At 70.6% G+C, this 23002-nt stretch carries 18 protein-coding genes, 1 tRNA gene and 1 pseudogene; 4 read left to right on the top strand and 16 right to left on the bottom strand.

What is annotated here, in order from left to right; translation table 11 throughout:
- Positions 1–9: 9 nt before the first annotated feature.
- The 11 genes and pseudogenes from ACPA54_RS34105 to ACPA54_RS34055 all read right to left on the bottom strand — a co-directional run bounded on the left by ACPA54_RS34105 (position 10) and on the right by ACPA54_RS34055 (position 14112).
- Positions 10–939, bottom strand: coding sequence for an NAD-dependent epimerase/dehydratase family protein (locus ACPA54_RS34105; protein ID WP_423535670.1), 930 nt, complete (start codon positions 937–939; stop codon positions 10–12).
- Between the two features lie 75 nt (positions 940–1014).
- Entirely contained in the window at positions 1015–2154 is a 1140-nt protein-coding gene (locus tag ACPA54_RS34100) for a DegT/DnrJ/EryC1/StrS family aminotransferase (RefSeq protein ID WP_423535668.1), read from the bottom strand.
- Positions 2155–2451: 297 nt separating this feature from the next.
- On the bottom strand, positions 2452–3720 hold the full coding sequence (gene rodA / locus ACPA54_RS34095) for a rod shape-determining protein RodA (RefSeq protein ID WP_423535666.1): 1269 nt from the start codon (positions 3718–3720) through the stop codon (positions 2452–2454).
- Complete coding sequence (gene mrdA, locus ACPA54_RS34090) at positions 3717–5966, bottom strand: penicillin-binding protein 2 (protein WP_423535664.1); 2250 nt, start codon at positions 5964–5966, stop codon at positions 3717–3719. Before mrdA ends, rodA begins: the two co-directional genes overlap by 4 nt.
- Before the next feature lie 123 nt (positions 5967–6089).
- Positions 6090–6602, bottom strand: a pseudogene (gene mreD, locus ACPA54_RS34085) (rod shape-determining protein MreD); the annotation flags it as partial.
- Between the two features lie 3 nt (positions 6603–6605).
- Entirely contained in the window at positions 6606–7622 is a 1017-nt protein-coding gene (gene mreC, locus ACPA54_RS34080) for a rod shape-determining protein MreC (RefSeq protein WP_423535663.1), read from the bottom strand.
- A 112-nt stretch (positions 7623–7734) separates the two neighbouring features.
- On the bottom strand, positions 7735–8754 hold the full coding sequence (locus ACPA54_RS34075; protein ID WP_345677000.1) for a rod shape-determining protein: 1020 nt from the start codon (positions 8752–8754) through the stop codon (positions 7735–7737).
- A 318-nt stretch (positions 8755–9072) separates the two neighbouring features.
- Positions 9073–9483 carry a nucleoside-diphosphate kinase gene (gene ndk, locus ACPA54_RS34070; protein WP_345676954.1) on the bottom strand — a complete coding sequence of 137 codons (411 nt, stop codon included), beginning with the start codon at positions 9481–9483 and terminating at the stop codon, positions 9073–9075.
- A gap of 142 nt (positions 9484–9625) precedes the next feature.
- The gene (locus tag ACPA54_RS34065) at positions 9626–9949 is read right to left on the bottom strand and encodes a DUF4233 domain-containing protein (RefSeq protein WP_423535662.1); all 324 of its coding nucleotides are present in this window, start codon (positions 9947–9949) and stop codon (positions 9626–9628) included.
- A gap of 84 nt (positions 9950–10033) precedes the next feature.
- Positions 10034–11404, bottom strand: a complete 1371-nt coding sequence (gene folC / locus ACPA54_RS34060) for a bifunctional tetrahydrofolate synthase/dihydrofolate synthase (protein ID WP_423535660.1) — start codon at positions 11402–11404, stop codon at positions 10034–10036.
- 74 nt (positions 11405–11478) lie between these two features.
- Positions 11479–14112 carry a valine--tRNA ligase gene (locus tag ACPA54_RS34055; protein ID WP_345676951.1) on the bottom strand — a complete coding sequence of 878 codons (2634 nt, stop codon included), beginning with the start codon at positions 14110–14112 and terminating at the stop codon, positions 11479–11481.
- Positions 14113–14364: 252 nt separating this feature from the next.
- Here ACPA54_RS34055 and ACPA54_RS34050 point away from each other — a divergent pair, with 252 nt between their 5' ends.
- The 4 genes from ACPA54_RS34050 to ACPA54_RS34035 all read left to right on the top strand — a co-directional run bounded on the left by ACPA54_RS34050 (position 14365) and on the right by ACPA54_RS34035 (position 17972).
- A complete protein-coding gene (locus ACPA54_RS34050; RefSeq protein WP_423535658.1) occupies positions 14365–15090 on the top strand; it encodes a hypothetical protein in 726 nt (241 codons plus the stop codon).
- Positions 15091–15406: 316 nt separating this feature from the next.
- On the top strand, positions 15407–15955 hold the full coding sequence (locus ACPA54_RS34045) for a hypothetical protein (protein WP_423535656.1): 549 nt from the start codon (positions 15407–15409) through the stop codon (positions 15953–15955).
- Between the two features lie 156 nt (positions 15956–16111).
- Complete coding sequence (locus ACPA54_RS34040; protein ID WP_423535654.1) at positions 16112–16939, top strand: hypothetical protein; 828 nt, start codon at positions 16112–16114, stop codon at positions 16937–16939.
- 256 nt (positions 16940–17195) lie between these two features.
- The gene (locus tag ACPA54_RS34035; protein WP_423535652.1) at positions 17196–17972 is read left to right on the top strand and encodes a hypothetical protein; all 777 of its coding nucleotides are present in this window, start codon (positions 17196–17198) and stop codon (positions 17970–17972) included.
- 128 nt (positions 17973–18100) lie between these two features.
- On the opposite strand, the gene clpX is transcribed toward ACPA54_RS34035, so the two are convergent.
- The 5 genes from clpX to ACPA54_RS34010 all read right to left on the bottom strand — a co-directional run bounded on the left by clpX (position 18101) and on the right by ACPA54_RS34010 (position 22888).
- Positions 18101–19372 (bottom strand): ATP-dependent Clp protease ATP-binding subunit ClpX, encoded by a 1272-nt coding sequence (gene clpX / locus ACPA54_RS34030; RefSeq protein WP_345676945.1) that lies wholly within the window; start codon positions 19370–19372, stop codon positions 18101–18103.
- A gap of 221 nt (positions 19373–19593) precedes the next feature.
- Complete coding sequence (locus tag ACPA54_RS34025) at positions 19594–20265, bottom strand: ATP-dependent Clp protease proteolytic subunit (protein ID WP_345676944.1); 672 nt, start codon at positions 20263–20265, stop codon at positions 19594–19596.
- A gap of 58 nt (positions 20266–20323) precedes the next feature.
- The gene (locus tag ACPA54_RS34020) at positions 20324–20962 is read right to left on the bottom strand and encodes an ATP-dependent Clp protease proteolytic subunit (protein WP_423535650.1); all 639 of its coding nucleotides are present in this window, start codon (positions 20960–20962) and stop codon (positions 20324–20326) included.
- Between the two features lie 372 nt (positions 20963–21334).
- Entirely contained in the window at positions 21335–22696 is a 1362-nt protein-coding gene (gene tig / locus ACPA54_RS34015) for a trigger factor (protein WP_423535648.1), read from the bottom strand.
- A 116-nt stretch (positions 22697–22812) separates the two neighbouring features.
- Positions 22813–22888: transfer RNA gene (locus tag ACPA54_RS34010), tRNA-Pro, on the bottom strand.
- Positions 22889–23002 lie beyond the last annotated feature (114 nt).

The raw sequence follows: 23002 nt of genomic DNA, 5'->3' as shown, positions 1-23002 counted from the left end.
GACGGCGGGTCAGGCGGACGCGCGCACCAGGTCGGCCATGCCCTTCTCGACCGGCACGGTCGGCTCCCAGCCGAGGACCTCGCGCGCCCGGGTGATGTCCGCGGCGCGCCGCGAGACGAGCACGTCGCGCGGGTTGAACTGCGGTTCCATCGAGGCGCCGACGGCGGCGATGAGGATCTTCGCGAGCTGCGCGATGGAGGTGTCGACGCCGGTGCCGACGTTGACCGGCAGGTTGTCGCGCTCCGATTCGAGGGCCGCGACGACCGCCCGCGCGATGTCGGTGACGTGCACGAAGTCCATCGACTGGTCGCCGCGGCCGTCGATGACGGGGGGCTCGCCGGAGCGGATGCGGCGCAGGAAGGTGTTGATCACCGACGTGTAGTAGGCCTCGGTCTTCTGGCCGGGGCCGTACACGTTGAAGAACCGCAGGGCCATCCAGGACAGGCCCTTGGTGCGCTGGTAGAAGCCGAGGAGGTCCTCGCCCATGCGCTTGCTGATGCAGTAGGGCGTCAGCGGCTGCAGGACGTCGTCCTCGTGCATCGGGAGCTTCTGCGGGTCGCCGTAGACCGACGCGGAGGACGCGAAGACGAGTCGCTTGACGCCGTGGTCGGCGGCCGCGGCGAACACGTTGTGGTTGCCGATGACGTTGATGTCGACCGACTCGTACGGGTCGGCGATGCTCTTGTTGATCGACACGGTGGCGAAGTGGATCGCGTGCGTGCAGCCGCGCATCGCGTTCTGCACGGCGCCGCCGTAGCGGACGTCCCCCTCGATGAGGTCGACCTGGCCGGTGGCACAGAACTCGTCGACGCGGTCCCGGTCGCCGCGCAGCATGCTGTCGAAGATCCGTACCCGATAGCCGCGTTCCAGCAGGATCGGGATGGTGTGGCTCGCGATGAAGCCGGCGCCGCCGGAGAAGAAGACGGTGGGGACGGACACGCTGGGCTCCTCGGTGCCTGCGGGGCGGGTTGCGGGGGACGGAGCCGGGCCGCCGGCCCGGCACGAAGGGGGGTGCTAGCGGGCGTTCTCCACGGCCTTGCGCAGCGCGATCGCGACCCGCTCCGCCTCGGCGTCGGTCAGCTCGCTGTGCATCGGGATCGCGAGGTGCCGGGCGAACAGGTCGGCGGAGACCGGGCACGGCGCGGTGGTGCCGTAGACGGGCTGCACGTGCGAGGCGTAGGTGCCGAAGTTGCAGCCGATCTCCTGCTCGCGCAGGTGCGCGGCGACCTTGCCGCGGTCGACGTCCGGGGCGAGCGTGACGATGTACGACTGCCAGCTGGTGGTGCGGTCGTCCGGCTCGACGGGTGCGGCGAGGCCGTCGGCGTCGGCCAGCAGGGCCGCGTACGCGTCCGCGACCACGCGGCGCCGCCCGACGAGTTCCGGCAGGCGGGAGAGCTGCACGCGCATGATCGCGGCGGCCAGGTCGGACAGCTTGTAGTTGTAGCCCGCCTGGTCGAACACCGGGATGGGCAGCTCGGTGCGGCCCTGCCGAGACCAGGCGCTCTCCAGGCCGAACGCGGCCAGTTTGCGGACCTTGGCGGCCAGGTCGGCGTCGTCGGTGACGACCGCGCCGCCTTCGCCGCAGGTGATGCCCTTGCGGCCGTGGAAGCTGAACGCGGCGACCGGCGCGAGCGATCCCGCGGGACGGCCGCGGTACGTCGCGCCCGCGGCGCAGGCGGCGTCCTCGACGAGGAACAGGCCGTGCCGCTCGGCCAGCGCGCCGAGGGCCTCGTAGTCGGCGGGCATGCCCGCGGCGTCCACCGCGATGATCCCGACGGTGCGCGGCCCGATCAGCGCGGCGACGGCCTCCGGGTCGACCGTGGCGGTGTCCGGCAGCACGTCGGCGAACACCGGCGTGGCGCCGGTGTAGAGCACCGCGTGTCCGGTCGCCGGGAAGGTGTAGTCGGCGACGATCACCTCGTCGCCTTGGCCGACGCCGTAGCCGAGCAGGGCCAGGTGCAGGCCCGCGGTGCAGTTGGCGACCGCGACGGCGTGCCCGACTCCGCAGGCCTCGGCGAACTCCTCTTCGAAGGCACGGCACGCGGGCCCCGCCCCGGCGACCCAGCCCGAGCGGAACACTTCCTCCACCGCGGCGAGTTCGGCGGCGCCGAGACTCGGTCGGCCGAGCGGGACCGCTCCGGACATCCCCGACATGGCCTCTCCTGCTTCTGCTGCTCGTGTGCGGGGAAGGCGGACATCCCCGACTCCGTGTCCTTAACCTCCGGCCGGACCCGGTGGTTACTCACTCGAAGGGGCGAAAACCGCCCAACTCACGGGGCACACGGCCGCACGCCCGCGCACAGCGGGAGCAAACGGAAGCAGAGAGAAGCAGATCGGAGCAGATCGGAGCAGATGGGCGCAGATGGGCGCAGATGGGAGCAGAAATGCCGGAGCCGAACCGCGTGACCACGCGGTTCGGCTCCGGGAAGCGGGAAGGGTCTTGGAAGGGTCTTATTTGAACTTGCCGAGCGACGCCGCGCCGCGCATGTGCACCGATTGCAGCAGTCCGACCGCGATCCAGATCGCGAACATCGACGAACCGCCGTAGGAGATGAACGGGAGCGGAAGGCCGGCGACCGGCATGATGCCGACGTTCATGCCGATGTTCTCGAACATCTGGAAGCCCAGCCACGCCACGACGCCCGACGCGATGATGGTGCCGAACAGGTCGTCGGCGTTCACCGCGATCCGGACGCCGCGCCACAGCAGCAGCCCGAACAGGCAGAGGATCACCGCGCAGCCGACCAGTCCGAGTTCCTCGCCGGCCACCGAGAAGATGAAGTCGGTCTGCTGCTCGGGCACGAACTGGCCTTGCGTCTGCGGCCCCTGGAACAGCCCCTTGCCGAACAGTCCGCCGGAGCCGAGCGCGAGCTTGGCCTGCGCGACGTTGTAGCCGACGCCGGCCGGGTCGAGGGTCGGATCGGTGAACGCCTTGAACCGGTCGATCTGGTACGGGCTCAGTATCCCGAGCTTCCACACCGCCGCGGCGCCCACGCCGCCGATGACCGTGAGCCCCGCAATCCAGCGAGCCGGTGCCCCGGACGCGAGCAGCACGCCGAGGATGATCACGCCGATCACCATGCCCGAGCCCATGTCGGGCATGAGCATGATGACGCCGATCGGCAGCAGGCCGACCACGAGCGACAAGAGCACCGCGCGGTTGCCGGGGCGTTCCACGTCGCCGGTGTCGACCCGCTCGGCCAGGATCATCCCCATGCCGAGGATCACCCCTATCTTGGCCAGCTCGGCGGGTTGCAGCGAGAACCCGGCGGGCAGCAGGATCCACGCGCGCTGGCCGTTGATGGTGGCGCCGAGCGGGCTGAGCGCGGCGAACAGGCCGAGCATGGCGAGGATGCCGATGAACGGCACCGCGGCGCGCATCCGGCGGTGCCCCACCACCGAGACGACCACGAACAGCACCAGGCCGATGGCCAGGTTGAGCAGGTCCTTCTTGAGGAACGCCTGCGGGTCGCCGCCGGTCAGGTTGTGCCGCGGCCGGGTGGCCGACCACACCAGCAGGCAGCCGATGACGGACAGCGCGAGCGAGGTGGCGAACACCACCCAGTCGAGGCGGCGCACCGGGGCGTCGCGTTCGAACGCGCGGGCCGTGAACGACCGGCGGCTCTCCGCGAAGGCGGGCGAGAGCTTCTGCAGGGACGGCGGCCCGCCGAGGCCGAACGCCTTGGGCTTGGACTGCCGCATCTTCACCCCCAGGTTCACACGAACCGCCCTCCCCGGTACGGCACCCGGTCCGGCGGCAGTGCGCCGGGTACGCCGAGTGCCACGGCAGGCCGGTCGCCGCTGCCTCCGCCGGGATGGGCGGGTGCGTCGTAGGTGAACGACGCCACCGGCACGACCGTGCCGTCCGCCTGGATCTTCGGCAGATCGCCGGGCGGCGCGGACATGAGCGCCTTGCTCGGGTCGATCTGGCCCTTGTCGTCGACGCCGTACAGCGCGTCGTAGATCTTGCGCACACTGGGGCCCGACGTGCCGGAGCCGGTGCCGCCCTGGCTGACCATCATCACGATCGCGTACTGCGCCGCGCCCTTGGGGCCGCCGAAGGTGGCGAACCACGACGTGGACTGCTTGTTCTGCACCGAGCCGGTACCGGTCTTGGCTCCTATCGGCAGCTGGTCCATCGGCCAGCCGGCGAACACCCGGGCCGCGGTGCCGTTGGTGGCCACGCCCTGGAGCGCGTTCTGCAGGTAGGACATCGTCGCCGGGGAGACCGGGATCTTGCCCGCGACCTCCGGCTCGATCTCCCGGACGACCTTGCCGTCGGGGCTGACCACGGCCTTGCCGACGGTCGGCTTGTAGAGCGTGCCGCCGTTGGCGATCGCCGCGTAGATGCGGGCCATCTGGATCGGGGTCACCAGGGTCTCGCCCTGGCCGATCGAGAAGTTGACCGCGTCACCGGCGCGGAACTGCCAGCCGTCCAGGCAGTTCTCGTGGTTGACGAGGCGCTGCTGGGCGCTCAGCTTGGGGTCCTCGGACTCCTTGCACCAGGTGTCCTTGTTCTTCTCCCACTCGGCGCGGCGCACGCTCTGGTCGACGATGCGGCCGGGCACCTCGCCGGGGATGTCGATCCCGGTCGCGGTGCCGAGACCGTAGGCGCGGGCCATGTCGACCATCGGGTGGTGGGTGCCCTTGAGGCCGCCCGCCTTGAGCCACATGTCGTAGGACAGGCCGTAGAACACACTGTTGCAGGACACTTCGAGGGCACGCTGGAGCGAGATGTCGCCGTAGCCCGCGCCCTCGAGGTTGTTGAAGGTGATGCCGCCGACCGTGATACCGCCCGGGCACGGGTAGTTCGCCTTGGTCGAGTAGCCGTTCTCGGCGGCCGCCGAGGTGGAGACGACCTTGAAGATCGAGCCCGGCGCGAACTGACCCTGTATGGCGCGCGGCAGCAGCGGCTGGCCGGAGTTCGGGCCGGTGAGGGCCTGGTAGTCGGCCTGCGCGATGCCGCCGACCCACACGTTCGGGTCGTAGGTGGGCGCGCTCGCCATCGCCACGATCCGGCCGGTCTTGACGTCCATGACGACGACCGCGCCGGAGTCGCCCGCGAAGTTGCGGTGCGTGTTGCCCGCGTCGAAGGTGCTGCGGGCCCGCAGCAGGGCCTCGTTGAGCTGCTGTTCGGCGACTGCTTGGACGCGTGCGTCGATCGACGTCACCAGGTGGTTGCCGGGCGTCGCCGGAGTCTCCGAGACGGTGCCGATGACATTGCCCAGGTTGTCGACGGCGAGCTTGGTGACGCCGGTCTTGCCGCGCAGGTCGGTGTCGTAGGTCCGTTCGAGGCCGGTGCGGCCGACCTGGTCGGAACGCTGGAGGTCCTCCTTGCCGGCCTGCTTCTGCTTGGTCAGCTCGTCGTCGGTGACCGGCGACAGGTAGCCGAGCGTGGCGGCGGCGTTGGCGCTCTCCGGGCTCGGGTAGGCGCGGATCGCGGTGGGTTCGGCGATGACGCCGGGGAACTCCTCGCGGTGCTCCGCGATGGCCAGCGCCTGCTCGGTGGTGGCGTTCTTGGTCACCGGGATCGGCTGGTACGGCGAGCCGTTCCAGCACGGCTGCGGCACGTTCTTCTCGCACAGCCGGACCTTCAGCTTGAGGTCCTCGGCCTTCATGTTGAGCACGCCGGCCAGCTTGGTGAGCACGGCGCTGCCCTTGTCGGGCATCGACGACAGGTCCGTCCGGTTGACCGTCACCACCAGCGCCGCCTTGTTGGCGACCAGCGGGCGGCCCTTGTCGTCGAGGATCTGGCCGCGCACCGCGGGGGTGACGACGTTGCGGACGTTGTTGCTGGTGGCCGCCTTGGTGAACTCGTCGCCTTGGCGGATCTGGAGGTACCACAGCCGGCCGAACAGCGTGACGATCAGGGACAGGACGAGGACCTGCAGGATGATCAGACGCGCCCGGACGCCGTGCGCGCCGTCACCGCGCGAACGCCCCGCGTTCGACAGGCTGGGCATCATCGGCGTATCACTCCCGGGGATCTCAAAGCGGTGTCGGAGCGGGGTCCGAGCAGGGTGCGAGCGGGTCGTCGGAGCGGGTCGCAGACGGCTCGGCGGCTGCGGCCCGGCCGGTCAGATCGGCATCAGCGGCTGGGGGTCGATGCGGCGCGCCCCGGTCATCACCAGGGGCACCACGAACGGGGCGAGGAGCGCGTCGTAGACCACCGCGGTGGTCATCAGGCGGCCGAGGCCGACGTTGCGCGCGGCGGTGTCGCCGACCAGCGCGCCGACACCCGCGTACAGCACGGTGGTCAGCGCGGCGAGGACGACGACGACGAGGATCGTGGTGACCACGGACTGCCGGGGCTGGCGGCCGCGCTGCGCGAACAGGCCGGCGACATACCCGGCGATGCACAGCACGAACGCGTAGCGCCCGGCGGCGTGGTCGGCGGGCGGCGCGAGGTCGGCGCACAGCCCGGCGGCGAACCCGACCACGCAGCCCGCGGTCGGGCCCCACGTCATCGCCATTCCGATGACGACGAGCATCAGCAGGTCCGGCACCGCGCCGGGCAGGCCGAGGCGGGCGAGGACGGAGACCTGGACGACCAGGCCCACCACGATGAGGACGGCGGCGTACAGCGCGCGGGCGGCTCCCACCGGTCAGTCCCTTCCGCTCGGGGTCGGATTCTTCGCCGGGGGGCGGCCGTTCGCCGACGTCTTGGAGGTCCCGTTGCCGGTCGGCGTCGCGCCCGGCTGTGCGGCCGGGCTCGCGGGAGCGGACGCCGGCGCCGCCGGGTTGGCGGGCGGCTGCTGGGCGGGCGCGGCGGGCAGCACCGCGTCGCGCGGGTCGGCGCGCGGCGGTTCGACGACCACCCCGACCGTGTCCAGGCTGGTGAAGTGCACGTACGGCTTGACCTCGACGGTCTTGGTCAGCGCCCCGGGCGTGGCTCGGATCTCGGTGACCTCGCCGACCGGCACGCCGGGCGCGAAGGACTTGGGACCCTGCGACCCGAACGTCACCAGCCGGTCCCCCGCCTTGATCTGGGCCTGGCCGTTGAGGAGTTGGAGCTTCATCGGCCGGTCGCCCTGGCCGGTGGTGATCCCTATTTCCATCGACCCTGCCATGCGCGACCCGACCGAGAAGCCCGGGTCGGTGGCGAGCAGCACGGTGGCGGTCATCGGGCCGACCGAGGTGACCCGGCCGACCAGGCCGTCGCCGTTGATGACGGTCATGTCCTGCTTGATGCCGTCGCCGGTGCCGGCGTCGATGGTGACCGTCCAGGAGAAGCCCTGCGCGGGTCCTACCGCGACCACGCGGGCGGGCTTGACCTTGTACTGGCCGGCGGACGCGACGTGCAGCAGTTTGTCGAGTTCGGCGACCCGGGCCTTGTCGAGCTGGACGTTCTCCAACTCCTGCCGGAGCTTGGCGTTTTCGTCTTTGAGCTTCTTCTTCTCGTCCTCGTGGCTGCCCGCGTCGCGCACCGCGTCGATGGCCCGGCCTACCGGGTCGACCGCGGCGGAAGTGCCGCGCTCGGCAGGCCCGAACACCGCGGACGCCCAGTCGCGCGCGGTCGACAGCGGCGAATTCCGGCCGCCGCGGATGTCCACGGTGATCAAGGCGAAGGAGATCGCGAGCAACAGCACGAGGACCATGCGGCTGCGGCGGGAATCCCTCACGATGCGGCCCGCCCCTTTCCTGGCAGTTCCTGGCAGAGCTTGGCAGAGCTTGGCGGCGTCGGCGGTCAGGACACGCCCGGGACGTTTCGGCCGTCCCGGTGGAATGCGTCCGCTACCGGCGCGGCTGTGCGTCCAGTACCTGCTGGAGCGCTTCGTATTCCTCGACGCACTTGCCCGCGCCCATGGCCACCGAGTCCAGCGGGTTGTCCGCGATGTGGATCGGCATGCCGGTTTCGGCGCGCAGGCGTTCGTCGAGTCCGCGCAGCAGCGCGCCGCCGCCGGTGAGGACGATGCCGCGGTCCATGACGTCGCCGGACAGCTCCGGCGGGCACTTGTCGAGTGTCGTCTTGACCGCGTCGATGATGGTGTTGACCGGTTCCTCGATGGCCTTGCGGACCTCGGCCGTCGAGATGACGATCGTCTTCGGCAGGCCGGAGACCAGGTCGCGCCCGCGGATCTCGCTGTGCGCGTCGTCGCCCAGGTCGTACGCCGACCCGATCGACATCTTGATCTCCTCGGCGCTGCGCTCGCCGAGCAGCAGCGAGTACTCCTTCTTCACGAAGTTGATGATCGCCATGTCGAGTTCGTCGCCCGCGACGCGGATCGACTGCGCCGTCACGATACCGCCGAGCGAGATGACCGCCACCTCGGTGGTGCCGCCGCCGATGTCCACGACCATGTTGCCGGTCGCTTCGTGCACCGGCAGTCCGGAGCCGATCGCGGCGGCCATCGGCTCTTCGACGATGTGCACGCTGCGTGCGCCGGCCTGGCTGGACGCCTCGACCACCGCGCGGCGTTCGACGCCGGTGATGCCGCTCGGCACGCAGATGACGACGCGCGGGCGGGCGAGGTAGCGGCGCCGGTGCACCTTGAGGATGAAGTACCGCAGCATCCGCTCGGTGATCTCGAAGTCGGCGATGACGCCGTCCTTGAGCGGCCGGATCGCGACGATGTTGCCGGGGGTCCGGCCGATCATCTTCTTGGCCTCGGCGCCGACCGCGAGGATGCCGCCGGTCGACGTGTTCTTGGCGACGACCGACGGCTCGTTCAGGACGATGCCGCGCCCTCTGACGTACACCAGCGTGTTGGCCGTGCCGAGGTCGACTGCCATGTCACGACCGATGAACGACAAATTGTTCGCCATGTAGGAACCAGGGCCTTCCGGTGCCTTGAAGCCATTGCTGGCCAGTTTTCAGCCATGGGGGAGTGAGTCGGCCCACAGTGGGGGGCTGGACCGGACTCAATCGTAGGCGTGCCGCGCCGAGCGGAACACCTGGCAACCACGATGACCCGATCATCAGACGGAAGGTCGTCTGCCACGCACGGCAATGGGATCTTTTTTACTTTTCGCCGCTATTGTCCCCCGGAAGGCCGTGCGAAAGCCGCACACGGCGCGCGGGGAAACCCGACGAAAAACCCGCAAAGCCCCGCAGGGGACGGTGACGGACCGTCAGGCGAGGTGCGGGAAGAAGTTCTTGATCTCGCGCTCGGCGGACTCGGGCGAGTCGGACCCGTGCACGATGTTCTGCTGGGTCACCGTGGCCAGATCGCCGCGGATGGTGCCCGGCGCCGCCTTGACCGGGTCGGTCGCGCCGGCCAGCGTGCGGAACGCCTCGATGACGCGGTCGCCTTCGACGATCATCGCGACCGACGGCGCGGACGTCATGAACTCCACGAGGCTCGGGTAGAACGGCTTGCCCTCGTGCTCCGCATAGTGCCGCTCGATCGTCTCGCGGTCCATCACCCGCAGATCGAGCGCGGCCAGCGTGTAGCCCTTGCGTTCGATTCGGCCGATGACCTCGCCGATGAGGCCGCGGCGGACACCGTCCGGCTTGACGAGGACAAGCGTGCGCTCGGACAAAGGGGTACTCCTCAGGAAAGCTCGGGACGGTGCTCGGGGACGGAACGGCGTGCGGGGACCGGACTGCATGCGGAAACAGGGCGCGCACCGGGCAGGCCACTGCGTGCGTGACACCGGCTCAACGTGCCGAGCCTATCGGGGGTCACGCCCGGGCGGCCTTCGCGGCGTCGATGGTCCGTCCCACGCGCACACATGCGTACCAGATCCCGGCGAAGATGACACCGACGACGAACATCATCGGGACCACCAACCCGGCCGCGATCAACGCGATCTGCAGCGCCCAGCCCGCGGGCACCGCCCACGGCGCGGACAGCCGCGCGCACAGCAGGACGCACAGCACCGCCGCCGGTCCGGCGACCGCCCACAGCGTGCCGGTCGAGATGTCGGTCAGCTGCATCGCCACCAGGGCGCCGAGGCAGATCACCACCGCCTCGCCGATGAGATGGGTGGAACACAGGGCGCGCATCAGGTCATCCCCTCCTTCGCCGGTCCCCGACGGTCGTTGCTCGGTCCCATTCTCGCGCGGTCCGGGCGGGTGCCCCGGACCGGGTCACCGTTCACCGGTCAGCAGCACACGCGCCTCGCCGACGGTGACGACCGAACCGGTCACCAGCACCGCGGCGCCGCCCAGGTCGCCGCCGTCCTCGGCCAGCGCGACCGCCGCGTCGATCGCGTCGTCCAGCCGCGGCACCACCTCGACCCGGTCCTCGCCGAAGATCTCCACGGCGAGCGCCGCGAGTTCGTCGACCGGCATGGCCCGCGGGAACGTGTTCTGGGTGACCACGATCTCCGCCATCACCGGTTCGAACGCCTCCAGGATGCCGCGCACGTCCTTGTCGGCCATGACCGACACCACGCCGACCAGGTGGGTGAAGTCGAAGGACTCGTTGACCGCGTCGGCCGCGGTGCGCGCGCCCGCGGGGTTGTGCGCGGCGTCCAGCACCACGGTCGGGCTGCGCCGGACGATCTCCAGGCGGCCGGGCGAGGTGACGCTGGCGAACGCCTCGCGCACCACGTCGATGTCGAGCTTGCCGGTGTGGTCGAGGCCGACGCGCTGCCCGGTACCGACGCCGAAGAACGCCTCGACCGCGGCCAGCGCGACGGACGCGTTGTGCGCCTGGTGGGCGCCGTGCAGGGGCAGGAAGATGTCCGCGTACTCCCCCGCCAGTCCGCGCAGCGTGACGAGCTGCCCGCCGACCGCGAGGTCGCGGCGCGCCACGCCGAACTCCATGCCTTCGCGGGCGACCGTCGCGCCGGTCTCGACGCTGCGGCGCAGCAGCACCTCGGCGGCGTCCAGCGGCTGCTGGGCGAGTACGGCGAGCGCGCCGGGCTTGACGATGCCGGCCTTCTCGACGGCGATTTCGCCGGGTGTCTCGCCGAGTTTGTCGGCGTGGTCGACGGAGATCGGGGTGACCACCGCGACGGTGCCGTCGGCGACGTTGGTGGCGTCCCAGGTGCCGCCCATGCCGACCTCGACGACGGCGACGTCCACCGGGGCGTCCGCGAAGGCGGCGAACGCCATGCCGGTGAGGACTTCGAAGAACGACATCGCTATCGGCTGGGAACCGTCGACGATCTCGACGAACGGCTTGATGTCCCGGTACGTCTCGACGAACCCTTCGGCGCTGATCGGTTCCCCGTCCAGGCTGATCCGCTCGGTGATCGACGCGACGTGCGGGCTGGTGTAGCGGCCGGTGCGCAGCGAGAACGCGCGCAGCAGGGCCTCGACCATGCGGGCGGTCGAGGTCTTGCCGTTGGTGCCGGTGATGTGGATGACCGGGTAGGACCGCTGCGGTTCGCCGAGCACGTCCATGAGTGCGGCGACGCGCACGATCGACGGCTCGATCTTGGTCTCCGGCCAGCGGGCGACCAGTTCGGCTTCGACGGAGCGGAGCGCGGCCTCGGCGGCGGGGTCAGTCACAGGCGTTTCACCGGTTCGTGTGGGGCTTGCGTCGGAGTGGTCCGGGGGCCCGCCGCGGCGGGCCCCGGGTGCCGTCAGGCCTGCGGGAGGCGGGCGAGCTGGCCGTCGATGCGGGCGATGTCCGCCTCGGCGGTCTCCAGCTGGGTGCGGACCTTGGCGACCACCTCGGCGGACGCCTTGGCCAGGAAGCCCTCGTTGGCGAGCTTCTTGGTGCTCTGGTCCTTGACCTTCTCGGCGGCCGCGCGGTCCTTCTCCAGGCGGCGGCGTTCCGCGGCGACGTCGATCGCGCCGGACAGGTCGAGTTCGACCAGGGCGCCGGCGATCGGGAAGGACGTGGTCGCGGTGAAGCCGTCGGTGTCCGGTTCGAGGCGGGCCAGCGTGCGGATCGCCGCCTCGTGCGCGGCGAGCGCGGTGCCGTCCAGGGTGACCCGGGCGGGGACCTTCTGGCCGGGCTTGAGGCCCTGGTCGCCGCGGAACCGCCGGACCTCGGTGACCACCTGCTGGAGGGTCGTCACCTCGGCTTCGGCGGCCGGGTCGCGGTGCCCGCCGGGGGCCGGCCAGGCGGCCACGACGAGCGACTCGCCGCCGGTGAGCGTGGTCCACAGCTCCTCGGTGACGAACGGGACGATCGGGTGCAGCAGGCGGAGCGTGACGTCCAGGACGTGGCCGAGGACGCGCCGGGTCGCCGCGGCCTGGGCGCCGCCGGCCTGGAGGGCGATCTTGGAGAGTTCGACGTACCAGTCGAAGACCTCGTCCCACGCGAAGTGGAACAGCGCGTCGCTGAGCTTCGCGAACTGGTAGTCCTCGTAGTAGGCGTCGACCTCGGCGACGGTCGCGTCCAGCCGGGACAGGATCCACCGGTCGACGGTGGAGAGTTCCTCGGCGGCCGGCAGCGGGCCTTCCACGGTGGCGCCGTTCATCAGCGCGAACCGGGTCGCGTTCCAGATCTTGTTGGCGAAGTTCCGCGAGCCCTGGACCCAGTCCTCGCCGATCGGCACGTCGGTGCCGGGGTTCGCGCCGCGCGCCAGCGTGAAGCGCAGGGCGTCGGTGCCGAACTTGTCCATCCAGTCGATGGGGTCGACGACGTTGCCGAACGACTTCGACATCTTCTTGCCGAACTGGTCGCGGACCAGGCCGGTGAGCGTGATGGTGTGGAACGGCGGGGTGCCGTCCATCGCGTACAGGCCGAACATCATCATCCGGGCGACCCAGAAGAAGATGATGTCGTGGCCGGTCAGCAGGACGTCGGTCGGATAGAACTTGCGCAGGTCGGGGGTGTCGTCCGGCCAGCCGAGCGTGGAGAACGGCCACAGGCCGGAGGAGAACCAGGTGTCCAGGACGTCGCCGTCCTGGGCCCAGCCCTCGCCGCTCGGCGGCTCCTCGTCGGGGCCGACGCAGACGGTTTCGCCGTTCGGGCCGTACCAGACCGGGATGCGGTGGCCCCACCACAGCTGGCGCGAGATGCACCAGTCGTGCATGTTGTCGACCCAGGAGAAGTACCGGCCGGACATCTCCTCGGGGTGGATCTTGACCCGGCCGTCGCGGACCGCGTCGCCGGCCGCCTGGGCGAGCGGCGCGACCTTGACCCACCACTGCAGCGAGAGGCGCGGCTCGACGGTGGTCTTGCACCGCGAGCAGTGCCCGACCGCGTGCGAGTAAGGCCGCTTCTCGGCGACGATGCGGCCCTCGGCGCGCAGCGCGGCGACGATCGCCGAGCGCGCCTCGAACCGGTCGAGGCCGAGGAACGGGCCGTGCACGGTGATGTTGCCGCGCTCGTCCATGACGGTGAGGTTCGGCAGGTCGTGCCGGCGGCCGATCTCGAAGTCGTTGGGGTCGTGCGCGGGCGTCACCTTGACCGCGCCGGTGCCGAACTCGGGGTCGACGTGCGGGTCGGCGACGATCGGGATGCGTCGGCCGGTGAGCGGGAGTTCGATGGCGGTGCCGACCAGGTGGCGGTAGCGCTCGTCCTCCGGGTGGACGGCGACCGCGGTGTCGCCGAGCATCGTCTCGGCGCGCGTCGTGGCGACGACGATGGACTCGTCGCCGCTGCCGTAGCGGATGGAGACCAGCTCGCCGTCGTCGTCCTGGTGCTCGACCTCGATGTCGGACAGCGCGGTCAGACAGCGCGGGCACCAGTTGATGATGCGCTCGGCGCGGTAGATCAGGCCGTCGTCGAACAGGCGCTTGAAGATGGTCTGGACGGCGCGGGACAGGCCCTCGTCCATGGTGAACCGCTCGCGCGTCCAGTCGACGCCGTCGCCGAGGCGGCGCATCTGGCCGAGGATCTTGCCGCCGTATTCTTCCTTCCACTGCCAGACGCGCTCGACGAACGCCTCCCGGCCGAGGTCGTGGCGGGACAGGCCTTCCTTGGCCAGTTCGCGCTCGACGACGTTCTGCGTCGCGATGCCCGCGTGGTCCATGCCCGGCAGCCACAGCGCCTCGTAGCCCTGCATGCGGCGGCGCCGGGTGAGGGCGTCCATCAGCGTGTGCTGGAACGCGTGGCCCAGGTGCAGCTGGCCGGTGACGTTCGGCGGCGGGATCACGATGGTGTAGGCCGGCTTCTCGCTCTTCGCCTGGGCCTCGAAGTAGCCCGCGGCTACCCACCGCTCGTACAGCTTCGCCTCTACCTCGGCAGGGGCGTACTGCGACGAGAGGGTCTGGGCTTCGGCTGCGGGCCCCGAAGTCGGGGCGGAGGAAGTCTCGGTCACAAGGCAAGTTTACGGACCCGCACGACCCGATTTCGCACCGCGTTCGCCGCGCGGGCGGCGATCGGCCTCGGCGGGCCGGTCACACGCGTGTCACCGTGCTGTCACCGAAGCCTCCGGGCCCTGGTTTTCGCCGCCCGGATCGCTAGTGTTCGGGACCGAAGCCGGAAGCGTCGGGCCTGGGGGGCCGGGGGGAGCCAGGGGTCGGACGCCGCCACTGCCGGCCGCCGTTCCGTATCCGTGGGGGGATCGACCGTGCGTACACCCGTACTCAGAACTGCTCTGCTCGCCGCCGCCGTCGCCGGGGCGCTGTCGCTGACCGCGTGCGAATTTCCCGGAAAGAGCGACGACAAGAAGAGCGACAAGGCATCGCCGACCGCGACCGTCGAGGCCTCGCCGTCGGCCGCCGCATCCGACGCCGCTTCCGCCGCGCCGAGCCCGGCCGTCCCGTCCGGCGCCGCGACGGACAAGGCCACGGCCAAGGCGCCGACCTCGACCGCCAAGTCCGGGCAAGCAGGCGCCAAGGTGCTCGTCTCGGCCGCCCGCACCGGCGGCTACGAGCGGCTCACCGGGCAGGGCGCGCCCAGCGACGTGCCGATCGACCCGGGCGACATGGGCCCGGGCATGAACATGCTGGTCGTCGCCTACGGCAAGTCGCCGACCGGGCAGCGCGAAGTGCTGATCGAAGGCGTCGACGGCCTCACCGCCATGGACGGAAAGCGGATGGAGCACATGATCCGCGGCATGATCGACCACGTGAACGCCGACGGCGGCAGCGTGCCGGAGGGCGTGTCGATGCTCGACTACCCGGCGGGCCCGCTCGGCGGCACTCTCCAGTGCATGCCCGCGCAGGACGCCTACCCCGCCGCGATCTGCGCGTGGGCGGACAAGAACACGACCGTCGTCGCCTACTTCGACAAGCTGTCCGCGGACGACGCGGCCAAGAAACTCGTGACGATGCGCGCCGACCTGGAGAAGTGACGCGCAACGCGTCGGCTTGGACAGCGGCGCGGCAAAGACGGATGCGAGCCGATGCGGCGATCGGGTCGGCACGCACCTGACCAGGACGCCGCCAGGCCGCAGCGCGGTCGCGGCCGCCCCGCAGCCTCCGTCCGGCAGCCGTCCCTTGCCCGTCCCTTGCCCGGCTGTTGCCCGGCTGTTGCCCGCTCGCTGTTCACCCCTTCGAAGCCCCCCGTGGTGTGTCCGCGGGGGGCTTCGCTGTGTGTGCACCGGTCTTCGCCGCGCGTGGGGGACTTTCCTGTGGAGGAATGCGCCGTTTGGCCGATAGCGTGCCCGCGTGCGCACCGTTGTCGCGATTGCCGCGGGCTTCGGGATCGTTTTCGCCGTCATCGCCGCAATCGGCGCGCTGACCGGTGACGACGGCCCGGAACCGGGCCTGCCCGCCGCCGCCGCGGGCCTGGTGCGCCTCGACCCCGACGACGCCGTGCGCCAAGCCGACGCCCGCATGGACGGACGCGGCAGCGCGGCGCGCTACGGCCGCCCGGGCACCGACCGCGCCGACGTCCTCGTGGTGCTCGCCGCCGACAAGCACGCCGGCGCGGCCGCCGACAAGCTCGACCGCTTCTACGCCGGACTCGGCGAAGCCGGCGTCTCCGCCGACCGCGCGCAGGCGGCCGTCCAGGACCCCGGACCGGGCGGCGGCGCGCTGCAGTGCCTGCCAGTGACATATCCCGAGCAGCACACCGCCCTCGACCTGTGCGTGTGGGCGGACGCGCGCACCGCCGGCTCGGTCCTCGCCCTGCCCGACGGGGACGGCGTCGGCACCGTCGCCGAACTGGCGGCATTGACCCGGCAGATGCGCGCGGCCCTGGACCGCGGCCGCTAACCCGCCGTACACGTCACGGGGCGCAGGCGGCACCATGAGCACGCAGGCATGGGGGGACGACGGGGGCAGCACGGCCACGAACCGGGCTCCGCGTGAGCGGAGCCCGACGCACGCGAGAGGAGGGGCGGCGCGGTCGCAGTCCGCGCCGCAGCGACGATGAGCACTGGCGACGGCGGATACCCGGGTTGGTCCGGTCCCCCCGGCGGCGGGCCGCCGCACTCCGGGTACCCGGGCGGCCCGGTCGGCGGCTACCCCGCGGGCCCGCCTCCGGGCGGCGGTTACGGCAGCCCTCCCCCGCCCGGCGGCGGCTACGGGAATCCCGGCCCCGGGTCTCCCGGCGGCTTCGGCTCCCCGCCGCCCGGCTACCCCGCGGGTCCGGGCGGCCCCGGCTACCCGCCGGCCCCGAACCGCGGCAAGCGCACCCCGGTCATCGTCGCGATCGTCGGCGTCCTGGTGGTCGCGATCGTGGCCGTCGTGCTCGTGTTCGCGCTCAAGGACGACGACAAGGGCGGCTCGGCCACGCCGACGAAGTCGCCCAGCGCGCCGCCGACCTCCGCCTCCCCCACGGCCCGGCCGCCGGAGCAGCTCGCCCTGCCCGGCACCCTCAACGGCAAGTCGCCGCTGGCCGACGCCGACGTCCCGCCGCAGGTCGCGCAGGTCACCACGATCTTCGGCCAGGACTTCGACGACGTGGCGACCAAGGTCTACGGCCAGGTGAGCGACCCGCAGGCCATGATGGTGACGATCGGGACCAAGCGCACCACCGTGCCGTCCGACTTCGTCACGACGTTCGTGCCCAAGGCCGCCGCCACCGAGCAGACCGCGACCTGGACGCGTCCGGGCACGCTCCGCTGCTGGACGAGCGGCGGAGCCTCCGTGTGCCTGTGGGGCGACAGCCTGCACATGCTCTACGTCAGCAGCCCCAAGAGCATCTCCGGCACCGTCGCCGTGCTGGAGAAGATCTACCTCGGCCAGGCCTCCTGACACCCGCCCGTTCCCGGCCCGCCCACCCCGTCGGGACGGGCCGTGGAACGGACTTCGCGCGCTCGGCGTCCGAGCAAACGAGGGGAGGGGCGGCGCGTACCCATCACGCGCCGCGACGACGATGAGCGACAACGGATATCCAGGGTGGCCCGGCACACCCGGCGGCGGTCCGCCGCCGGCCGGGTACCCGGGCGGGCCGGCCGCGGGGGGCGGCTACCCGGCGGGTCCGCCGCAGGGCGGTGCCTACGACGCGACGATGCCCGCGCACCCGGCGGCCGGCTTCGGCGCACCGCCGCCCGGCTACCCGGTGGGCCCGACGAACGCCGGGTTCCCGCCGCAGCCGCCGCGGCCGAAGAAGACCGGGATCATCGTGGGGGCCGTGGGGGCGGTCGTCGTGGTGATCGTGGCCGTGGTGCTGGTGTTCGCCCTCAAGGACGACGGCAAGGGCAGCAGCGCGTCGTCGACCGGCTCGCCGACGCCGAGCGCAACGAGCGACAAGCCGACGGGCACGCCTACCAAGGACGACCCCACGGAGCCGCCCACCTCGGCCCCGGCGACCTCGGCCCCGGCAACTTCGGCACCGGCGACGACGGCGGCCCCGACTTCGGCGGCACCCACCGCGGCACTGGCGCTGCCCGCCTCGATCAAGGGCAAGCCGCGGCTGACCGAGACCGGCGACATCGCCGACGCCGTCACCAAGGTGAACGGCGTCTTCACCCCCAATTTCTCCGGCGTGTCCACCCGGATCTACGGCACCAGCGCGAACGACTCGCAGCCCTACGCGGCAACCACGGCGACCAAGCGCTCCACCGTCCCGTCCGACTACGTCCGGACGTTCGTCCCGTCGTCGTCCGACGCCACCGAGATGCCGGTGACCTGGAGCCACCCCGGCCTGCTGCGCTGCTGGCTCACCGACGGCTCGACGTCCTGCCTGTGGGGTGACGACAACCGGCTCGTCTACCTCCTGAGCCCGGTATCGGCCGCGGAATCCGCGACCGTCGTGGACAAGATCTACCTCGGCCAGACCCCCTGAGCCTCCGCGAACGACGAAGCGGCCCCGCTCCCCCGTCCGGGGGGGGTGGGGCCGCTTTCTCGTTGCCGTGGTGCCGTTGCTGCGGTGCGGCAGGGCCGTTGCCGCGGGGCCGGCGGGGCCGCTGCCGCTCAGGCGCTCTTGTCGCGCCGCTCGCGCTTGACGATGTCCCGCGGGACCAGCGTCGGGTTCACGTGCTTGAGGACCACGTCGTGGGTGATGACCACGCGGGCGATGTCCTTGCGGGACGGCACCTCGTACATCACCGACTGGAGGACTTCCTCCATGATCGCCCGCAGGCCGCGCGCGCCGGTGCCGCGCAGGATCGCCTGGTCGGCGATGGCCTCCAGCGCCTCCATCTCGAAGTCCAGCTCGACGCCGTCGAGTTCGAGCAGGCGCCGGTACTGCTTCACGAGCGCGTTCTTCGGCTCGGTGAGGATCTGGATGAGCGCTTCGCGGTCCAGGTTGTGCACCGAGGTCAGCACCGGCAGACGGCCGATGAACTCGGGGATCATGCCGTACTTGAGCAGGTCTTCCGGCATGACGTCGCCGAACGGGTCGCTCGTGTCGATGTCGCGCTTGGAGCGGATCTGCGCGCCGAACCCGATGCCCTTCTTGCCGACCCGGCCCTCGATGAGGCGCTCCAGGCCCGCGAAGGCACCGCCCACAATGAACAGCACGTTCGTCGTGTCGATCTGGATGAACTCCTGGTGCGGGTGCTTGCGGCCGCCCTGCGGCGGGACGCTCGCCGTCGTGCCTTCCAGGATCTTCAGCAGCGCCTGCTGGACGCCTTCGCCGGAGACGTCCCGGGTGATCGACGGGTTCTCGCTCTTGCGGGCGATCTTGTCGACCTCGTCGATGTAGATGATCCCGGTCTCGGCCTTCTTGACGTCGTAGTCGGCGGCCTGGATCAGCTTGAGCAGGATGTTCTCGACGTCCTCGCCGACGTACCCGGCCTCGGTGAGGGCGGTGGCGTCGGCGATCGCGAACGGCACGTTCAACATGCGGGCGAGCGTCTGCGCGAGCAGCGTCTTGCCGCAGCCGGTCGGGCCGAGCAGCAGGATGTTGGACTTGGCCAGCTCGACGCCGTCGCCCTTCGCGCCGTCGCCGGCCTGGACGCGCTTGTAGTGGTTGTAGACCGCGACGGACAGGGCCTTCTTGGCCACGTCCTGGCCCACCACGTAGCCGTCGAGGAACTCGCAGATCTCACGCGGCTTGGGAAGCTCTTCGAACTTCAGCTCGGAGGACTCGGACAGCTCCTCCTCGATGATTTCGTTGCACAGGTCGATGCACTCGTCGCAGATGTACACACCCGGACCGGCAATGAGCTTCTTCACCTGCTTCTGGCTCTTCCCGCAGAACGAGCACTTGAGCAGATCGCCACCGTCACCGATGCGTGCCACGAGGTGCATCTCCTTCGCCTGGGCCCCGGATAGAACCGGACCTGGTGCCTGGTCTTTCGACGGTACCCCGCCGCAATAGCGCGTCCCCGGCTTTTCGCCCCTCAAGGGTGCTTTCGAGGGGGCAATTCAGGGCCGAAGGCCTCCTCGCGCCGGGGCAGCCGCCGGAAGAGGGCCCATCGGCCGGTCGCGGAACAGGACTCCCGACCGGCCGATGCGGTGTGTCATCCGGCCGACCGGGGAGACTTCCGCGGCGCGGTGATCTCGTCGATGAGGCCGTAGGACAGCGCCTCTTCGGCGGTGAGGATCTTGTCGCGCTCGATGTCGTCCCGGACCTGCTCGATCGGACGGTTGCTGTGCTTGCTGAGCATCTCTTCCAGCAGCGAGCGCATCCGCATGATCTCGTTGGCCTGGATCTCCAGGTCGCTCACCTGCGCGCGCCCAGTTTCACTGTACGGCTGGTGGATGAGAATGCGGGAGTTCGGCAGCGCCATTCGCTTGCCCGGCGTGCCGGCCGCGAGCAGCACGGCCGCCGCGGAGGCCGCCTGGCCCATGCACACCGTCTGGATGTCGGGGCGCACGAACTGCATCGTGTCGTAGATCGCGGTCAGCGAGGTGAACGAGCCGCCGGGCGAGTTGATGTAGATCGAGATGTCCCGGTCCGGGTCCATCGACTCGAGCGTCAGCAGCTGCGCCATCACGTCGTTGGCCGACGTGTCGTCGATCTGCGTGCCAAGGAAGATGATGCGCTCTTCGAAGAGCTTGCTGTACGGGTCGTACCGCTTGTAGCCCTGCGAGGTGCGCTCTTCGAACTGCGGGATGAGGTAGCGGCTCTCCGGGCGCCCGAACAGCGCCTGGCCGTCGGGCCGCGGGTTGGGGAACGACAGGTCGGTCATGGAAGGATCCTCCGGGACTGCTGCTGCGGATGCTCTGCGGCGGGTCGGGCCCGTCGGATCAGCTCGCGCTGCCGTTGGTCGGAATCTGGCGGGCGCTGGTCACGACGTGGTCCACCAGGCCGTATTCCTTGGCCTCTTCCGCGGTGAACCAGCGGTCGCGGTCGGAGTCGCGCTCGATCTCGTCGAACGTCCGGCCCGAGTGCTCGGCGATCAGCTCCGCCATGCGCTTCTTGAGGCGCAGGAGCTGCGCGGCCTGGATGCGGATGTCCGACGCCGCACCGCCGAGGCCGGCGGACGGCTGGTGCATGAGGATCTCGGTGTTGGCCAGCGCGACGCGCTTGCCCGGCGCGCCCGCCGTCAGCAGGAACTGGCCCATCGAGGCGGCCAGGCCCATGGCGACGGTCTGCACGTCGTTCGAGATGAACTGCATCGTGTCGTAGATCGCCATGCCCGCCGTGACGGAGCCGCCCGGCGAGTTGATGTACAGCGAGATGTCCTTCTCGGGGTCTTCCGCGTTGAGGAGCAGCAGCTGAGCCGAGATCGCGTTGGCGATCTGGTCGTCCACCTGGGCGCCGAGGAAGATGATCCGCTCACGCAGGAGCCGGTTGTAGACCTGGTCGTCGAGCCCCATACCGCCCTGGGGTGCGCGCATGGCGGGCACCGCGAGTCCCGGAGTCACGATCTGCGGATTCGTCACGTATCCACCTGCTCGTTTCCGACGGCAACCCGAGCCGTCCTGAAGTCGACCTTGCGGGACCACCACTTCGCGTGCCGCCCGGACTTCGCGGCCCGGCCCGACCTGTGGTGTCCCCCTCGTACAGCGACCCTAACGCGCTGATCCGCCGGGACCATCCCCGACTCAGGGGTGTTCGCCCAGAGCGCATCCGTGTCGATTTTTCCGGGAGTTCCCGGGGACTTCCGCGGCACTTCTCCGCGGCTTCCCGGCAAGTGCGCGCAAGGGCCCGGCCGCTCGTTCGGCGGCCGGGCCCTTGTCGCACGGCATGGGCGGAGTGCCCGCGCGGTAACCGGATGCTGTGTCAGTTCAGCGGGTCACCGCACGGCGTCCCGCTCAGTGGTCGTGGTGCTCGTGGCCCTCGTCGTCCGCGTGCAGGTCCTTGCCCAGGTCGATCTCGTTGCCCGAGGCGTCGGTGGCCTTGGCGGCACCGGCGATCAGGTCGAGCGCCTTGCCGCGCGCGACCTCGCCGACCAGCACCGGCACGTAGCCGGCCTGCATGACCTGCTGGGCGAACTGGTCGGGGCTCATGCCGGACTGCTGGGCACGGGCGATCAGGTGCTGGGTCAGCTCTTCCTGGTTGACGGAGAGCTGCTCCTTCTTGACGACCTCGTCCAGCAGGAACTGGACGCGCATGCCCTTGCGGACGCTGTCCTCCAGCTCCGAGTTGTACGCCTCGGCGGTCTGGCCCTGGATCTCCAGCCACTTCTCCAGGTCCACGCCCATCATGGAGAGCTGCTGGTTCATCTGGTCCTTGCGCTGCTGGATCTCGTCCTCGACGACCTTCTCCGGCAGCGGGATCTCGACGGTCTCCAGGAGCTTCTCGAGCACCTTGTCGCGACCGTCGTTGATCTGGTCGTGCGCCTTGGTGTGCTCGAGGCGGCCGCGGATGTCCGCCTTCAGCTCGTCCAGCGTGTCGAACTCGCTGGCCAGCTGCGCGAAGTCGTCGTCCAGCTCGGGGAGTTCCTTGACCTTGACGGAGGTGACGGTGACCGTCACGTCCGCGGTCTGGCCCTCGCCGGTGCCGCCCTTCAGCTCGCTCGCGAAGGTCTTCGACTCCGAGGCGGAGAGGCCGGTCACGGCCTCGTCCAGGCCGTCCAGCATGGTCTCGCTGCCGACCACGTACGACAGGCCGGAGGCGACGCCGTCCTCGAGGACCTCGTCGTCGACCTTCGCCTCGAGGTCGATCACCACGGTGTCGTCCTTCTCGGCGGCGCGCTCGACGACCTTGAGCGAACCGAAGCGGTCGCGCAGCTGGTCGATCTGGCCGTCGATGTCCTCGTCGGTGACCGCGAGGTCGTCGACGGTGACCTCGATGCCCTCGTACTCCGGGACCTCGATAGTCGGACGGGTGTCGACCTCGGCGGTGAACTTCAGGTCGGCGCCGGCCGAGAGTTCGTCCACCTGGGTGACCTCGGTCACCTCGGGCTGGCCGAGCACGCGCAGCTCGTTCTCCTCGACGGCCTTGCCGTACGACGAGGACAGGATGTCGTCGAACGCCTCGGCGAAGACGGCCTCGCGCCCGAAGCGCTGGTCGATGATGCGCGCAGGGATCTTGCCCTTGCGGAAGCCCGGCACCGTGATCGACTGGCTGATCTTCTTGTACGCCGCGTCGAGGCTGGGCTTCAGCTCCTCGGAGGGAACCTCGACGGTGAGCCGAACCCGAGTGGGGTTCAGAGTCTCCACGGCGCTCTTCACGGTTGGGTCTCCTTGTTGCGGGCGGTTGTACATCCGGCCGGGTGGAACGGACGTCACTGGGTTGGCACACCGTCGGAAACCGCGGTGCTCCGGGAGATTTCCGTCACCTGGACGCATGGTCGGGGCGGGGAGACTCGAACTCCCGATCTCCTGCTCCCAAAGCAGGCGCGCTAGCCACTACGCTACGCCCCGTGGCGCTCGGAAGATTCTAGAGGACGCCACGGTACAGTCTGCCAACAGTCTGCACCGCCGGTTCCCCGTCCCCCGGACGAACCGGTCCGCACGGTCCGCGCCGGATCCGGTACT

The sequence above is a fragment of the Uniformispora flossi genome, assembly GCF_049534875.1.
GTDB lineage: Bacteria > Actinomycetota > Actinomycetes > Streptomycetales > Streptomycetaceae > Yinghuangia > Yinghuangia aomiensis.
The sequence above is the reverse complement of the archived record's forward strand: the minus strand, read 5'-3'. Positions and strand labels throughout refer to the sequence as shown.

What these genes read in the sequence shown, in the direction of transcription:
- ACPA54_RS34035 (WP_423535652.1), top strand. Translation starts at nt 17,196, where the DNA reads ATGCCCGCGCACCCGGCGGCCGGCTTCGGCGCACCGCCGCCCGGCTAC.
- mrdA (WP_423535664.1), bottom strand. Translation starts at nt 5,966, where the DNA reads ATGATGCCCAGCCTGTCGAACGCGGGGCGTTCGCGCGGTGACGGCGCG.
- ACPA54_RS34065 (WP_423535662.1), bottom strand. Translation starts at nt 9,949, where the DNA reads ATGCGCGCCCTGTGTTCCACCCATCTCATCGGCGAGGCGGTGGTGATC.
- ACPA54_RS34040 (WP_423535654.1), top strand. Translation starts at nt 16,112, where the DNA reads ATGAGCACTGGCGACGGCGGATACCCGGGTTGGTCCGGTCCCCCCGGC.
- ACPA54_RS34100 (WP_423535668.1), bottom strand. Translation starts at nt 2,154, where the DNA reads ATGTCGGGGATGTCCGGAGCGGTCCCGCTCGGCCGACCGAGTCTCGGC.
- ACPA54_RS34025 (WP_345676944.1), bottom strand. Translation starts at nt 20,265, where the DNA reads ATGACCGACCTGTCGTTCCCCAACCCGCGGCCCGACGGCCAGGCGCTG.